Origin of the sequence: Sinorhizobium arboris LMG 14919, assembly GCF_000427465.1 — a bacterium.
Lineage (GTDB): Bacteria > Pseudomonadota > Alphaproteobacteria > Rhizobiales > Rhizobiaceae > Sinorhizobium > Sinorhizobium arboris.
On the sequence record NZ_ATYB01000014.1, the window covers coordinates 2,452,833 to 2,467,057 of the forward strand.

Annotated in this window: 12 protein-coding genes, 1 tRNA gene, 2 rRNA genes and 1 pseudogene (1 of these 16 only partly in view); 4 read left to right on the top strand and 12 right to left on the bottom strand. The window is 58.3% G+C overall.

What is annotated here, in order from left to right; all coding sequences use genetic code 11:
• Positions 1 to 258: 258 nt before the first annotated feature.
• Positions 259 to 555 carry a hypothetical protein gene (locus SINAR_RS0123210; protein WP_028001303.1) on the bottom strand — a complete coding sequence of 99 codons (297 nt, stop codon included), beginning with the start codon at positions 553 to 555 and terminating at the stop codon, positions 259 to 261.
• A 275-nt stretch (positions 556 to 830) separates the two neighbouring features.
• On the opposite strand from SINAR_RS0123210, the gene SINAR_RS0123215 reads away from it, so the two are divergent.
• Positions 831 to 1,982: a CBS domain-containing protein gene (locus SINAR_RS0123215; RefSeq protein ID WP_028001304.1), complete on the top strand. Its 1,152-nt coding sequence runs from the start codon at positions 831 to 833 to the stop codon at positions 1,980 to 1,982.
• Between the two features lie 51 nt (positions 1,983 to 2,033).
• Here the strand turns inward: SINAR_RS0123215 and SINAR_RS0123220 are convergent, their stop codons facing one another.
• From SINAR_RS0123220 to SINAR_RS0123245, 7 genes and pseudogenes are all read right to left on the bottom strand, one after another.
• Entirely contained in the window at positions 2,034 to 2,390 is a 357-nt protein-coding gene (locus SINAR_RS0123220) for a cupin domain-containing protein (protein ID WP_028001305.1), read from the bottom strand.
• 68 nt (positions 2,391 to 2,458) lie between these two features.
• Positions 2,459 to 2,681, bottom strand: a pseudogene (locus SINAR_RS1000000136845) (IS3 family transposase); the annotation flags it as partial.
• A 79-nt stretch (positions 2,682 to 2,760) separates the two neighbouring features.
• Entirely contained in the window at positions 2,761 to 4,182 is a 1,422-nt protein-coding gene (locus tag SINAR_RS0123225; protein ID WP_028001306.1) for an FAD-binding oxidoreductase, read from the bottom strand.
• Positions 4,179 to 5,078 carry a 4-hydroxy-tetrahydrodipicolinate synthase gene (gene dapA / locus SINAR_RS0123230; RefSeq protein WP_028001307.1) on the bottom strand — a complete coding sequence of 300 codons (900 nt, stop codon included), beginning with the start codon at positions 5,076 to 5,078 and terminating at the stop codon, positions 4,179 to 4,181. The genes SINAR_RS0123225 and dapA overlap by 4 nt, the downstream gene beginning before the upstream one ends.
• A 23-nt stretch (positions 5,079 to 5,101) precedes the next feature.
• Positions 5,102 to 6,403, bottom strand: a complete 1,302-nt coding sequence (locus tag SINAR_RS0123235; protein ID WP_028001308.1) for a TRAP transporter large permease — start codon at positions 6,401 to 6,403, stop codon at positions 5,102 to 5,104.
• 10 nt (positions 6,404 to 6,413) lie between these two features.
• Positions 6,414 to 6,929 carry a TRAP transporter small permease gene (locus SINAR_RS0123240; RefSeq protein WP_158500202.1) on the bottom strand — a complete coding sequence of 172 codons (516 nt, stop codon included), beginning with the start codon at positions 6,927 to 6,929 and terminating at the stop codon, positions 6,414 to 6,416.
• A gap of 82 nt (positions 6,930 to 7,011) precedes the next feature.
• Positions 7,012 to 8,046, bottom strand: coding sequence for a TRAP transporter substrate-binding protein (locus SINAR_RS0123245; protein WP_028001310.1), 1,035 nt, complete (start codon positions 8,044 to 8,046; stop codon positions 7,012 to 7,014).
• A gap of 313 nt (positions 8,047 to 8,359) precedes the next feature.
• Here SINAR_RS0123245 and SINAR_RS0123250 point away from each other — a divergent pair, with 313 nt between their 5' ends.
• Together SINAR_RS0123250 and SINAR_RS01000000133810 are read left to right on the top strand one after the other, a co-directional pair.
• Entirely contained in the window at positions 8,360 to 8,968 is a 609-nt protein-coding gene (locus SINAR_RS0123250) for a helix-turn-helix domain-containing protein (RefSeq protein ID WP_028001311.1), read from the top strand.
• 4 nt (positions 8,969 to 8,972) lie between these two features.
• Positions 8,973 to 10,157, top strand: a complete 1,185-nt coding sequence (locus SINAR_RS01000000133810) for an alpha-hydroxy acid oxidase (protein ID WP_084617606.1) — start codon at positions 8,973 to 8,975, stop codon at positions 10,155 to 10,157.
• 447 nt (positions 10,158 to 10,604) lie between these two features.
• Here the strand turns inward: SINAR_RS01000000133810 and SINAR_RS0123260 are convergent, their stop codons facing one another.
• Positions 10,605 to 10,862 (bottom strand): hypothetical protein, encoded by a 258-nt coding sequence (locus tag SINAR_RS0123260; RefSeq protein ID WP_028001312.1) that lies wholly within the window; start codon positions 10,860 to 10,862, stop codon positions 10,605 to 10,607.
• Between the two features lie 26 nt (positions 10,863 to 10,888).
• Between SINAR_RS0123260 and SINAR_RS1000000135700 the strand changes: the two genes are divergently transcribed.
• The gene (locus SINAR_RS1000000135700; RefSeq protein ID WP_234710632.1) at positions 10,889 to 11,032 is read left to right on the top strand and encodes a type II toxin-antitoxin system HigB family toxin; all 144 of its coding nucleotides are present in this window, start codon (positions 10,889 to 10,891) and stop codon (positions 11,030 to 11,032) included.
• 162 nt (positions 11,033 to 11,194) lie between these two features.
• Here the strand turns inward: SINAR_RS1000000135700 and SINAR_RS0123270 are convergent.
• The 3 genes from SINAR_RS0123270 to SINAR_RS0123280 all read right to left on the bottom strand — a co-directional run.
• A tRNA-Met gene (locus tag SINAR_RS0123270) sits at positions 11,195 to 11,271 on the bottom strand.
• A gap of 160 nt (positions 11,272 to 11,431) precedes the next feature.
• Positions 11,432 to 11,546: ribosomal RNA gene (gene rrf, locus SINAR_RS0123275) — 5S ribosomal RNA — on the bottom strand.
• A gap of 226 nt (positions 11,547 to 11,772) precedes the next feature.
• Positions 11,773 to 14,225: ribosomal RNA gene (locus SINAR_RS0123280) — 23S ribosomal RNA — on the bottom strand (it continues 441 nt past the right edge of the window).

Below are 14,225 nucleotides of genomic sequence, written 5' to 3' on the forward strand. Positions count from 1 at the left end.
CCACAAGCCAGTCCGTGTACGCTTCCGCGACCGGTACATCCGGCACCTGTGTCTTGAGCGGAACCGTAGAGGAAAGGCGATCCCCGTATCCGAGTGTCTGTGCAACAGTTGCCGGTCGGCTACGGACAGGCTCGCCGGTCTTCCCGGCGCAAAAACGGTCCGCCCGATGCTTCCAGACTGCCGTCCGCATCGGACGGGACGGGGCATACGTAGACACGCCGCCATCTTCCTGGCGCGCGCAAAGTGAGGAGGAATTCTCTACATATAGATGCCCAGGCAGAGAATCGAAACGGCCAACATCGGCAGGCGCTGGCTCTTCACGCGAAACATCGGGGCGATTGCGAGGGCTGCGAAAGAAGCAATCGCTGCGGTAAGAAAACTTCCGTCGGAGAGATACAGACCCAGCGCTCCCACAAAAACCGCCGTTCCCACAGTCGTTTCGGCGGCAGATTCCCAGTTATGGGGTCCGGTGCGAAAAGCCGTGAGAAACGCGGGGCCGCTCAATGCCAGGGCGAGCCAGATCAGCACAGAGGAGGAGAAGTCGATGAAATTCAAGTTGCACCCATACCGACTGTGGTCGTTTTACGGGAGCAATTTGCGTGCCAGCTTCGCACGCCGCCGAAATGGACGGCGACGGCGGGGGATAATGGCGCGATGTTCAAACCGAAGGAATTCGTGCAAGCCGATGCCCGTGTCATCGCGCGATCACACCTGACCGAATTTCCGAAATTTGGCTCGAAACCACACAGAAATCCGTCCGCGCTATTGCCTCGCCCTTTTTATAGGCACATAAGCTTCGAAAAATAAGCAACTGCATCTGACGTCCCCGAATGATTTCCCCCCTTCCGCCTCGTGAAGACCGAAAGTCCGGCTATTTGCCCAGATTTAAGCTGTTCTCGCCGATTCTGGCGGGCGCAACGCTAAAGGAGCGCCTGATCGGCTGTATCGGGGCATTGATAGGGATCTGTGTCACCGGCCTTGTCTGCGGGTTTGTTTTCGGCGACGACCCCCAGCTGCCGCTGATCGTTGCGCCCATCGGCGCCTCCGCGGTTCTGCTCTTTGCCGTTCCGGCCAGTCCGCTCGCGCAGCCCTGGTCGATTATCGGCGGGAACACGATATCCGCCCTGATCGGCGTGTCTGTCACCTATGTCGTAAAGGACCAGATGCTTGCCATCGGTCTTGCAGTTTCTCTGGCGATCCTTGCGATGTCGCTCACGCGATCGCTTCACCCGCCGGGGGGCGCCGCCGCACTAACGGCCGTGATCGGTGGAGCCGCGGTCGCACGCGCGGGTTTTTGGTTCCCTTTCATCCCTGTGGCAATCAACTCCTTGATCCTCGTGGGTCTGGGCATGGTGTTTCATCGCCTGGCTCGCCGCCAATATCCTCATCGGCCGTCAGCCGCGCCGGTGAATACACATGCGACAGCGGATCCTCCTCCTGCGCTTCGGGTCGGCTTCAATTCCGAGGACATAGATTCGGCAATAGCACGCCTGAATGAAACACTCGATATCAGCCGGGAGGACATCGACGCCCTCTTGAGGGAAGTCGAACTGCAGGCACTTATCCGGCAGAGGGGAGAGCTGACATGTGCCGACATCATGTCCCGCGACGTCGTAACGGTGCCAGGCGACACGACGCCCGACCACGCACGATCCCTGCTGCTGAAGCATGACATTCGTACGCTTCCAGTGCTTGACGAAAACGAGAAGCTGCAGGGTACGGTGGGCCTGCGGGAGCTCGCCGGCAAAGAACCCGGAAGCAAACTGCCGGTGACCGTGGCAGCCACCGCCAAGCCATCCGACGCCGCGATCGGCCTGCTTCCCCGCCTGACAGACGGTGTGACACACGCCGTCGTCATTCTTGACGACGGCGGCAAGGTCGTCGGCATCATATCCCAGACCGACCTGCTCGCGACCTTGGCCAAGAGTCTCTCGCACAATGGTCTGTCCGAGATAATGCAGGGCAACGGACAAGGCATCTGAAGCGTCGGGCGACGGACATTATATGCAGCGACCCGCGATCGTCCCGGCGCTCTAGATACGTGGCTTTGGCGCGGGTTCTCGGTCCGAGTCACCCGAATTGGGTTCACCCTTCGGCTCAATCAGAAGAACCTTGACCTCTGCCTCTGCTCGGGGACGATGCACAACGCCTTTCGGAACCACAAACAGCTCGCCAGCTCTGACCACCTGGGAGGGTTGCCCTTCGATGTCCATGATCATTTCGCCCTCGAGGACGTAGAAGAAGTCGTCGGTGGTGTCGTGCTTGTGAAACGGATATTCCCCTTTAAACTTCACGACCATGACATCGTTATCGTTGTAATCGGACACGACGTGCGGGTCCCAATGGCTTGAAAAGAGAGCCAACTTTTCGGAAATGTTGATTGATTTCATCCGGGGATCCTTTCGGCTGTTTCGCCCACCAGTATCGGTGAAGGTGATCTGATGCAACGCGGGCCCTTGAGGTTCCAGCCCTGGTTCGGTCCTGTGGAACTGCCATCGGCGCTCGCGTTCCCAGTGCTCTTTTGCCGCCGCCGCGCTTGCGCGCGGTCAGCCGCTCCTCCTTGCAGACCGATAGAGCCTCTTCCAGTTGATTTCGACACCTTCCCGCTTCAGCAGCATATGCAGGCGACGATAGCCGAAGCGGCGTCTCCCGCTGGCCATCTCGCCCAACCGAGCGCGGAGGGCACAATTATCGCTCTATTGTCACTTTCAAAAGCTGACTACCTTGCCGATCAGCGTCACTGATGCGGAGAGCTCAGTTCTATTTGATAAGCGCGCCGGGGTTCATAATGTTCTTCGGGTCCAGCACCCGCTTGATGTCGCGCATGACGGCGATCTTTACCGGATCACCCAGCCTTTCGAGCTCCGACGTCAGCTTGCGGCCAATCCCGTGCTCGGCGCTGATTGTGCCACCGAAGCGGCTGGCGATATCGTGCACGGCCATCTCCACGTCCAGAGCCTTCGCTTCCTTGTCGGCGAGTGCCCGCCAGTCGTCGTGGGGAAACATCACGATATAATGGACATTGCCGTCGCCCAGATGCGCGACGATCAGCCGCCCCGCCTCAGGAAACCGCTCTGCTGTCATGGCGTCCGCAGCGGCGATGAAATTGGGGACCTTGGAAATCGGCACCGCCGTATCGTGGACGATACCGACACCCTCGATCTTATGTGCCTCCGTGACTGAATGACGGACATGCCAGATGTCTTTGGCCTGCGCCTCGTTCTGAGCGATCATTGCATCGTGCGCGAGGCCGGCCTCCATGGCTGCTCCGAGCACCTCTTCGAGCGCCGGCATCAGATCAGTTGCAGGATCTGTATCCCCCAGTTCGATCATCACCGACCATTCCGGCGTTACATCGAATGGGCTCCGGGCCCGAGGAATGTGAGCCAGCACGCAGTCCACCTCCGCGCGGTTGAGCATCTCGAAGGCCTCGATCGTCTCGCCGCAGCGATCCTGCAGCCGGGACAGTAGTTCGACGGCGGCGACCGGGTCGGTCACGGAAACCCAGGCATGGGCGCGTGAGCGCACCTGCTGGCGCATCCGCAACGCCGCGCCCGTCACCAAGCCCAGCGTTCCTTCCGCGCCGATGAAAAGCTGCTTCAGGTCATAGCCAGAGTTGTTCTTTTTCAGCGCATCGAGGTCGCGCAAGATCCGTCCGTCCGGCAACACTGCCTCGATGCCGCAGACCAGGTCCCGCATGGTGCCATAGCGAAGAACCCCTGTACCGCCCGCATTCGTTGAGATGAGACCGCCTATCTGCGCCGTCCCCTCACTGCCGAGATGGAGCGGAAACTGTCGGTCCTCGCGAGCGGCGACAGCGTGGACGGCGGCGAGCGTCATGCCCGCATCCACCGTCAACACATTGGCTGCGCAATCAACGCCGCGCAGGCCCGTCATGCGCCCAAGTCCGAGGACGATGCCGGCGCGGCGGCCAGGTGCAACCGGCACCGCGCCGTAGCAGAGCCCCGTATTGCCGCCAAGCGGATAGATCGGCAGCTCATGCTCAAATGCTAGGCGCATAACCTCCGCCGCTTGCCCTGTGTCTGCCGGCAGGGCGACCGCAACCGCCTCCCCGGCCCACCTGCCTCGAAAATCGGTCACAAAGGGCACCATCTCCGCCGGATCGGCGATCAGACCCTTTGCGCCCAGAACGGCGCCCAGACGGTCAAGGACTTCGCTCACGCTGCCTCGGCTTTCTTCATACGGGCAAAGGCGCCCTCCAACGCGGCGACCGTTGCCGCATTCGGATCGGTCAGCGGCAACCTTACTCCGCCGGCGCGCATACCCGCCAGCTTCATGTAGTGCTTCAGCGGCCCAGGGTTGGTTTCTAGGAAAATCGTTTCGATGACCGGATCGAGTTCCTGCTGCAGCTTGATCGCCTCGTCCAGCTTGCCCGCCCGCGCGCTCTTGAAGACCTTGATCCAGTGGTGAGGATAGACGGTCGCGGATGCCAGGACGCCGCCCGTGGCACCCAGCGCCACATGCGTTGCAAAGAGTGGCTCCTCGCCGCTCAAGACCGCGAGCTTACCGCCGGCGAGCTTTATCGTCTTGATGAATTCCGGGATGTCGTATGATGAGCATTTCATACCGATGATCGCACCATCGCCGGCGAGCTCGGCGATGGTTTCCGCCTTCAGGGCCACACCGGTCCGCCGCGGGATTTCATAGGCAAGGACAGGCGCACCAACGGCGTCGCGATAGTCGCGGAAATAGGTGCGCATTCCTTCCTGTGTGCCCGCCGCATAATACGGTGTGACGGTCATCACGCCGCTGGCGCCGGCTGCGATGAAATCCTTCCCGGCTTCAACGGCATCGCGAAAACCGGTCGAGAGGACACCCGGCAGAACCGGAGCGTTTTCGGCGGCCTCGACACAAACACGAACGATGTCGGCCCTCTCCTTACGCGACAATGCAGGATATTCGCCGGTCCCTCCAATCGGCACGATACCTGTGGCACCAGCTTCGATCTGGAACCGCACCAGAGTGCGCAGCGCATCGAAATCGACCAATTTATCTTCCGTGAACGGTGTCACGATAGCTGTGAAAAGGCCGAACAGATCGTCCTTGGTCATGCTCATTCGTGGAAATCCTTTCAATTACGTCACAAAAATCCGAACAGTTTCGGTAGGGTCAGGGAAATCTCCGGCACGTACGTCACGGCCAGCAGCACGATCAGGTTCGAGATCAGAAAGGGAACAGACTGCCGCACAATAGCCCCGAGTGGCACACCCGAAATCGACGATCCCAGATAGAGGGCAAGCCCGTACGGCGGCGTCATCAGCCCGATCATCACGTTGAGCACCATGATGACGCCGAAATGCACGGGATCGACGCCCATTGAAGCCAGAAGCGGCGTGAACAACGGCGCAAACAGGAGAAGCTGGACCGAGTCGCCAATCCAGAGCCCATTCAAGAGGAAAAACAGGTTGAGCAACAGAAGGAGCATCCATGGCTCGAGATGCCAATCGCGGACCAACGCCGCCAGTTCGGTCGGCACGCGCTCGTTGGCCAGCACCCAGCTTATGATCGTGGCGAAACCGACGATCAGATAGACCGAGGCCGATGTACGCGCGGCGCGATCGAGAATTTCCCACAGGGCCTTGAGCGTCAGGTTACGGTAGGCGAGAACCCCGACCAGTGTTGCATAGGCAACCGCGATCGCCGCCGCCTCCGTGGCTGTGAATATGCCACCGATAATTCCGCCTATGATGATCAGTGGCATGAAGATCGCCCAGAAGGCGTTCAAGATAATGCCGAGGGCGACGGTTAGATTGAGCCCCGCAATGGGATTGCGGGGAAAGCCATTTCTGCGGGCCATGAAATATATGACGATCATCTGCGCCGTGCCGAGCAGCATGCCGGGCACCGCACCGGCAAGAAAAAGAGCCGCTACGGAGGTGTTGGTCAGCGCAGAAAAGATGATCAGCGGGATGGAGGGCGGAATGATCGGCCCCTGAATGGACGAGCTGACTGTCAGCGCGGCGGAGAAGTCCTTCCGATAGCCATCCTTCTCCATCATCTTGATCTCGACAGGGCCGAGCGCCGAAATATCGGCCAGCGCTGAGCCGGAAACGCCCGAGAACATCATGGACCCGACGACGTTCACATAGGCCAGACCACCGCGCAAGCGGCCGACCAGCAGCCGCGAAAGGCCCACCAGCCGGTCGGTCATGCCAATGGCTGTCATGATCTCACCAGCAATGATGAACAGCGGAATGGACAGCCAGATGAAGACGTCCATGCCGGTGAAGAACTTGTGGGCGTAGATGTCGAGCATGCCCGCCATGCCCGGTTTCACCAAAAAATACGCCATGCCGGCAAAGCCGATTGCGAAAATGACCGGGCTACCCATGATCATCAGGGCAAGAAGCAGGCCGATCACGATCAGAAGGGAATAATCCATCACCGCCTCCTTAGATTTCTGCCTTGAGGACGGAAGGACCTGTTTCCGGCGTGCCGCGGACCAGATCGCGCATGGCCAGAACCAACATATGGAACATCATCAGCAACGCGCCTACTGGCACCGAGAGATAGATCCAATAGAAGGAGATCGGCAGCGTCGCGGCACTGCGACGCTGACCGAATGCCGCGTTCTCGTAGCCTTTCCAGACCAGGACGGCCAGGAGCACGGCAAGCAGGATTCGGAAACTCGCGTTTCGCAGGGAAAGAAGGCGCCTTGGCCAATATTGGTCAAAGAAGTCGACTCTAACGAGCTGCTCGTCCTTTACCAGCAGGCTGCCCGCTAGCATCACCACCCAGATCATCAGATAGCGGGCGGCTTCCTCGGGCCAGGGCAAGGAGAAGCCGAAGCCATAGCGCAGTGCCACCTGTAAGAAGAGGATGACGGTCACCAACAACAACATGATACGCGCCGCCCAGGATGACATCATCGCGAGCACGGCGCCAAGTCTTTCAAGCTGCATGAGCATCGGCCTTCCGGTCCTCCCGTCCCGCTGTTTGAGGATGAACGCCTCGTGGGCGGCCATCCGTGAGCCAAGCCTTCCCGCGGCGCTATTCCTGCGCTTCGGCGACGGCCGCCCTCAGCTCGTCGACCAGTTCGGCGCCCACCTCCTTCACCAGCATTTCGGAAACCGGCCCCTGCGCCTTCTCCACGAACTTGCCAAACTCTTCCTTGGTAGGCTGGTAGATCTCCACTCCCGCTTTGGCGATCGTCTTCAGATCCTGCGATTCCTTGGCAGTAATGATGCCCAGCATTGCGAAGGACGCCTCGCGCGCAGCATAGTCGAACGCCGCCCGGTCCTCTTCGCTGAGGCCCTGATAGAATTCCTCATTGATCGTGATCAGCGGCATGTTGATCAAATGATGATCGAGTGTGTAGTACTTTTGCACCTCCTGGAGATTGGCCAGCAGGATCGTGTAAGGCGCATTCTCCTGGCCATCCACGACGCCCGTCTGCAAGGCGCTGTAAAGTTCCGCCCAGGCAATCGGTGTGGGGGACGCACCGAGGGATTCCACCATTTTGATATGGATTGGCACCTGCTGTGTGCGGATCTTCATACCCGCCATGTCCTCTGGCGTGCGTATAGGGTGCTTTGAGTTGGAGAAATTGCGGAATGCTGACGGCAGATAGCTGAGGATGCGCACGCCGCCCTGCTCGGCCACCGTGTCGGCAAGCTTCTTGCCGTACGGTCCGCTAAGAACCTTCCGTGCCACTTCCGTGTTTGGAAAGGTGTATGGCATTTCGAGCACCTGCGCGGCCGGGGCATAGGCGGCGACATGGCCGGCGTTCAACCCGCCGACCATTTGCAGCGAGCCACGGACATTCTGCTCCAGCAGCGACTCGAGATCGCCAAGCTGGCTGTTGGGAAACACCTGAAGCTCGTAACGGCCGTTGGTCTGCGCCTTCAGCATGGAACCGAACACCTCGGTGAATGCCCAGTACGGATTGGCCAGCAGGTCGCCTTCACCATCCACATGCCCAAACCGGACGACCGTTTGGGCATCTGCTTGAGGTGCGATGAGCACGCCAAGGCTCAGTGCCACCGCAGCAGAAAGAACGCTCAGTTTCTGGAGCATTGTTTTCATTTCTCAACTCCCCTGTCTGTTGCCCTCGAAAAACGCACAGTGACTCCCGTGCCGGCAGGCGTCGGCCTGCAGGGCGCTCAAAATTCACTGTCGAATGCTGGTCTACTCTTCCCCCGGAGCGTTGTTGCCGCTCCTTTGCCTATGCACCATACGACACGAAAAAGCGCTGTCAAGTTTCTTAGTGCATAATTTTTCCGATAGTGGATTTTTTTGCGCTTATGCGTACTATTCTGATTTTGATGGAAGCCGTATAAAGAATCGTCGAGTTGTGTCTCGGCGCTTGATTGCATCCAACCCGTTCCGGAGCATGACGATGAACATCACATCCCTCGAGCAAAGAGAGCCTGGAACCGGGGGAACGTCGAGCGCCTTCGATATCGGCCTGCGCCTGTCCCAGCTTCGCCGGGAGCGCGGCTGGACACTGCAGCAGGCGAGCAAGCGTACCGGTGTTTCGTCCTCGGCTCTCTCCAAGATCGAGCGCAATGAACTGTCACCCACCATCTCCACGGTTCAGCGTATAGCGAACGGCTACGGGGTTGATGTCGTGACCCTACTCAATGAAAAGGACGAGTCGCGCAGTCTGGCCGGCCGCCGCAGTGTAACGCGGGCCAATGAGGGGCGTCCCTATCAATCCAACAGTTGTGCCAACACGCTGCTATGCGCCGATCTGCTCGACAAACGCATGACACCGATCAGGACGGTCGTCACCGCCCGCTCGCCGGACGACTACGGCTCTTGGCCAGTCAACGATGCAGAGATCTTCGTCACTGTGATCAAAGGTACCATGGTCGTTCACAGCGAGATCTACGAGCCGCTTGTTCTCCATCAGGGCGACAGCCTCTATTACGACGCCAATTCCCCGCATGTCTGGACCTCTGAAGGACCGGAGGATGCCGAGGTCGTCTGGGTAATCGCGGGCTAAGATTATGTCTGTGCTGTTGAACGCCGACGATTTCCGCCAGCGTGCACGAAGGATACTCCCTCGCGGATTGTTCGAATACATCGACCGCGGGACAGAGGACGAGACCGCACTTAGAAAGTTGCGTGAATCCCTCGACGCCATCACCTTGCGTCCGTCGGCCCTGACAGGTCACGACTGGCGGGACCTGAAAACCCAACTTTTCGGCACCACGATTGCCGCACCTCTCATCGTTGCCCCGACGGCACTTGCTGGGCTGGTTTCCTATGACGGCGAGGCCAAACTCGCCCGCGCGGCCGCCACCGCCGGCATTCCCTTCTGCGTGTCGACCCAGTCTGTCACAACGATTGAGAGCATCAGGCGCGGCGCCCCGGGCGCGATTCTGTGGTTCCAACTCTATGTCTGGCGCGACAGATCTCTGACAGAACAGCTCTTGAAGCGTGTGGCAGCGTGCGATTGCGATTGTCTCGTCATCACGGCTGACACGCCCTTATCCCCCAATCGCGAATACAACAGGCGCAACGGGTTCTCCATTCCCTTCTCCCCGACGGTGAGAAACATCGTTGACATGGCCACCCACCCGCGCTGGCTCCTTGGAGTGATGGGGCGCTACCTTGCCACCGAGGGCATGCCAACCTACGGCCATTATCCGTCTGAATTCCGCGGCGCCATCACACGTCCAAGCGTGGCCGATGCCGTGCGTCTTGAACACCGCCTGAACTGGGACGATGTCCGCAGGCTCAGGGATAGCTGGCAGGGCACGTTCATAGTGAAAGGCATCCTCACGGCTGAAGATGCCGAAATGGCCGCCGACATCGGCGCTGACGGCATCGTCGTGTCGACGCACGGTGGCCGCAATCTGGACTGCCTGCCCACCCCAGCCTCCTGTCTTCCCAAAATTTCCAGGGCTGTAGGCGCTCGCTTGACCGTCCTCGCTGACAGCGGGGTTCGGCGCGGAACGGACGTCCTGAAATATCTTTCATTGGGCGCCGAAAGCGTTCAACTTGGGCGGCTGCCTCTGTGGGGACTTGCTGCCCATGGTGAAAAAGGGGCTGTAGCTATGCTGCAAATGATTATCCGCGAGATAGACACGGCATTGGGCTTTTTGGGTTTCTGCAATGCCGGAAGCCTGCGTACCGCTCAACCGCTGACGGACTGCTGTAGCTCTGCCGAACGTCAGCTCCGGCAGTAAGCTGATCCGCGAGGGGAAATCCCATAACGCTGTTTTCACCAATGATGGCTTCGAAGTGCTGCAGAGGCATCGATCTGGGTCATGGGCGTTGGCTGCACGGAAGTCGGTTCGAGAGTTCGATTTTGGATAAGGGCCTACTTCGCATCGACGTGATCAGCCGCACCTAGGTGAAGGCTGGGCGCAGCCTATGGGACAAGTTCTTCACGGCAGCGCCACAACGACAGAGGCGATCCGTCGAGCAATACAGAGTAGTCAGGTCTGGACGGCGCCCGCTGATCAAGGGTTTGTTTTCGGCGATGGAACCTTCGCGGGTGCGGTCATGTCTCCGGCCTGTCGTTGCGGTAGTGTGACCGCTGGCCCTGATAAGGTCCGCTGATCCTTTGGCCTGATCAAGAGAACGAACTCGGAGCCTGGACATCCAGCTGACGGCTTTGCGCCTAGACTAGACTAGAGGAATTTCGAACGATGTCTCTCCTCCAAGGCGACCCAGCTTTCGATGGAAGCCAACAGATCAGCGCTTTCCATCACTGCTCTGGCGAGCGCCAGACGTTCTTCCAGGCGCTGCCGACGGTTGTGCTCCGCGTTCTTCAGGCGCTCTGTCGCGTCCGCGAAGAAGCGCTCGACGGCATCGCTCTCCCCCACTTCTCGATGATATCGCAAGCTGCTGACGGCTGTCGGCGAGAGCCTGGGCCGCCTTGCGCGCATCTTCCTCCCGTTCGTAGCGTTCCATCGTGTTCAACATCAAGGGCAATGATTACCGTCTGGTGGTGGCCGTCGATTTCGAGAAGGGCATCGTCTGGATCAAGTGGATCGGCATCCACAAGGCCTATGACAGGATCGACGTGACGGAAGGTGAAGCATGGCGGCTGACCTGAAGCCCATCCGCACTGAAGCGGATTACGCCGAGGCTCTAATCGCCGCTGGATGAAAGCTCAGTGGCAGGTCAGCGATCCTGAACTGGCTCGAGCGCCAAGTCATTGTAAAGGCTGCAAAAAAGAACACTCCCGGAACGGATCGTTCGGGAGTGTCGGTATCGTTGGTTGCGGGGGCAGGATTTGAACCTGCGGCCTTCAGGTTATGAGCCTGACGAGCTACCGGGCTGCTCCACCCCGCGTTATCCGAGTTTTGCGAAGCAAAATCTCGCGAGTTTTGCAAAATCTCGATCCGAGTTTTGCAAGATCTCGTCGTCCGGTCCGAGTTTTGCGAAGCAAAATCTTGTTTGTATCGGCCAGGCCTTGTTTATGAGAGAAGATGTATTTTCTTGCGTTTTGCAGACCTGGCAGCGACCTACTCTCCCGCGTCTTAAGACGAAGTACCATCGGCGCTGGGGCGTTTCACGGCCGTGTTCGGAATGGGAACGGGTGCAGCCACCCCGCCAGAACCACCAGGTCGGCAAAGCGCAAGCGTTGCTCCTTGCGGAGCAAACTGTCATCGAGAAGCTGGTGAAGTTTTCACTTCTTTTGTTTCGAACACGTCTTTAACGGTGCTTCGGGCACTTGTCGGAGCTTTTGCTCCGCAAGGCCAAAGGCCGTCCGCAGCGAAGCGATCTTCCGATCGCGACAGCGTGAGGACAAAGAATTTCGATGCTCATCATCGATGAGCATGAGCAATGGGAACGATCAAGCCGATCGAACGATTAGTACCGGTAAGCTTCATGCGTTGCCGCCCTTCCACACCCGGCCTATCAACGTGGTCGTCTTCCACGGTTCTCAAGGGAATACTCGTTTTCAGGTGGGTTTCCCGCTTAGATGCCTTCAGCGGTTATCCCTTCCATATATAGCTACCCTGCTATGCCCTTGGCAGGACAACAGGTCCACCAGAGATATGTCCATCCCGGTCCTCTCGTACTAGGGACAGATCCTGTCAATATTCCTACACCCACGGCAGATAGGGACCGAACTGTCTCACGACGTTCTGAACCCAGCTCACGTACCGCTTTAATTGGCGAACAGCCAAACCCTTGGGACCTGCTCCAGCCCCAGGATGCGATGAGCCGACATCGAGGTGCCAAACAACCCCGTCGATATGGACTCTTGGGGGTCATCAGCCTGTTATCCCCGGCGTACCTTTTATCCGTTGAGCGATGGCCCTTCCACGCGGGACCACCGGATCACTATGACCGACTTTCGTCTCTGCTCGACTTGTCAGTCTCGCAGTCAGGCGGGCTTATGCCATTGCACTCGACGAGCGATTTCCGACCGCTCTGAGCCCACCATCGCGCGCCTCCGTTACTCTTTCGGAGGCGACCGCCCCAGTCAAACTACCCACCATACACTGTCCCGGATCCGGATGACGGACCGCGGTTAGACATCCATGACGATAAGGGTGGTATTTCAAGGATGGCTCCACGAGAACTGGCGTCCCCGCTTCAAAGCCTACCACCTATCCTACACATGCCGACACGAATGCCAGTGTAAAGCTATAGTAAAGGTGCACGGGGTCTTTCCGTCTGACCGCAGGAACCCCGCATCTTCACGGGGAATTCAATTTCACTGAGTCTATGTTGGAGACAGCGGGGAAGTCGTTACGCCATTCGTGCAGGTCGGAACTTACCCGACAAGGAATTTCGCTACCTTAGGACCGTTATAGTTACGGCCGCCGTTTACTGGGGCTTCGATTCAGAGCTTGCACCCCTCCTCTTAACCTTCCAGCACCGGGCAGGCGTCAGACCCTATACGTCGTCTTGCGACTTCGCAGAGCCCTGTGTTTTTGATAAACAGTCGCTACCCCCTGGTCTGTGCCACCCCACAATGGTTGCCCATCATGAGGTCACGCTTCTTCCGAAGTTACGCGTGCAATTTGCCGAGTTCCTTCAACATAGTTCTCTCAAGCGCCTTGGTATACTCTACCTGACCACCTGTGTCGGTTTCGGGTACGGTCTATACGGTGGAGCTATTTCCTGGAACCGCGTCCCCGCCCGGACAATCCAATAAGTCCGGACAAGTTAAGCGATCCGTCACTACCACCAGGCCCACGAATATTAACGTGGTTCCCATCGACTACGCGTGTCCGCCTCGTCTTAGGGGCCGGCTAACCCTGCTCAGATTAACTTTAAGCAGGAACCCTTGGTCTTTCGGCGAGAGGGTCTCTCACCCTCTTTATCGTTACTCATGTCAACATTCGCACTTCCGATACCTCCAGGACCCCTCACGGGTATCCCTTCACAGGCTTACGGAACGCTCCGCTACCACTTGCCGTAAGGCAAATCCTCAGCTTCGGTGCATGGCTTCAGCCCCGTTACATTTTCGGCGCAAAGACCCTTATTTAGACCAGTGAGCTGTTACGCTTTCTTTAAATGATGGCTGCTTCTAAGCCAACATCCTGGTTGTTTTGGGATCCTCACATCCTTTCCCACTTAGCCATGACTTGGGGACCTTAGCTGGAGGTCAGGGTTGTTGCCCTTTTCACGACGGACGTTAGCACCCGCCGTGTGTCTGCCGACTAGTACTCCCCGGTATTCGGAGTTTGGTTAGGATCAGTAAGACGGTGAGTCCCCATAGCCCATCCAGTGCTCTACCCCCGGGGGTATTCGGTCGACGCTCTACCTAAATAGATTTCGCGGAGAACCAGCTATTTCCGAGTTTGATTGGCCTTTCACCCCTAGCCACAAGTCATCCCAATCTATTGCAACAGATGCGGGTTCGGTCCTCCAGTTGGTGTTACCCAACCTTCAACCTGCTCATGGCTAGATCACTCGGTTTCGGGTCTAATGCGACATACTAAGGCGCCCTGTTCAGACTCGCTTTCGCTACGCCTCCACCTACCGGCTTAAGCTTGCATGTCACACTAAGTCGTTGACCCATTATACAAAAGGTACGCCGTCACCCACCCACCAAATGCCTTGGCATTTGGGGTCACTTTAAAGTCTTCNAAATTCCCGCCGTAAACGACGAGATATTCGAAACGCCCCTCCAAGGAATTTGGAGGGCGGGCTCCGACTGTTTGTAGGCATCCGGTTTCAGGTTCTATTTCACTCCCCTTGTCGGGGTGCTTTTCACCTTTCCCTCACGGTACTTGTTCGCTATCGGTCATGCACGAGTACTTAGGCTTGGAGAGTGGTCTCCCCAT

Bases quoted from the DNA above. Each gene is read 5' to 3' on its own strand.
- SINAR_RS0123235 (WP_028001308.1), bottom strand. From the start codon at position 6,403: ATGGATTATTCCCTTCTGATCGTGATCGGCCTGCTTCTTGCCCTGATG.
- SINAR_RS0123240 (WP_158500202.1), bottom strand. From the start codon at position 6,929: ATGCTCATGCAGCTTGAAAGACTTGGCGCCGTGCTCGCGATGATGTCA.
- SINAR_RS0123220 (WP_028001305.1), bottom strand. From the start codon at position 2,390: ATGAAATCAATCAACATTTCCGAAAAGTTGGCTCTCTTTTCAAGCCAT.
- SINAR_RS0123260 (WP_028001312.1), bottom strand. From the start codon at position 10,862: ATGCGCGCAAGGCGGCCCAGGCTCTCGCCGACAGCCGTCAGCAGCTTG.
- dapA (WP_028001307.1), bottom strand. From the start codon at position 5,078: ATGAGCATGACCAAGGACGATCTGTTCGGCCTTTTCACAGCTATCGTG.
- SINAR_RS0123245 (WP_028001310.1), bottom strand. From the start codon at position 8,046: ATGAAAACAATGCTCCAGAAACTGAGCGTTCTTTCTGCTGCGGTGGCA.
- SINAR_RS0123215 (WP_028001304.1), top strand. From the start codon at position 831: ATGATTTCCCCCCTTCCGCCTCGTGAAGACCGAAAGTCCGGCTATTTG.
- SINAR_RS0123250 (WP_028001311.1), top strand. From the start codon at position 8,360: ATGAACATCACATCCCTCGAGCAAAGAGAGCCTGGAACCGGGGGAACG.
- SINAR_RS01000000133810 (WP_084617606.1), top strand. From the start codon at position 8,973: ATGTCTGTGCTGTTGAACGCCGACGATTTCCGCCAGCGTGCACGAAGG.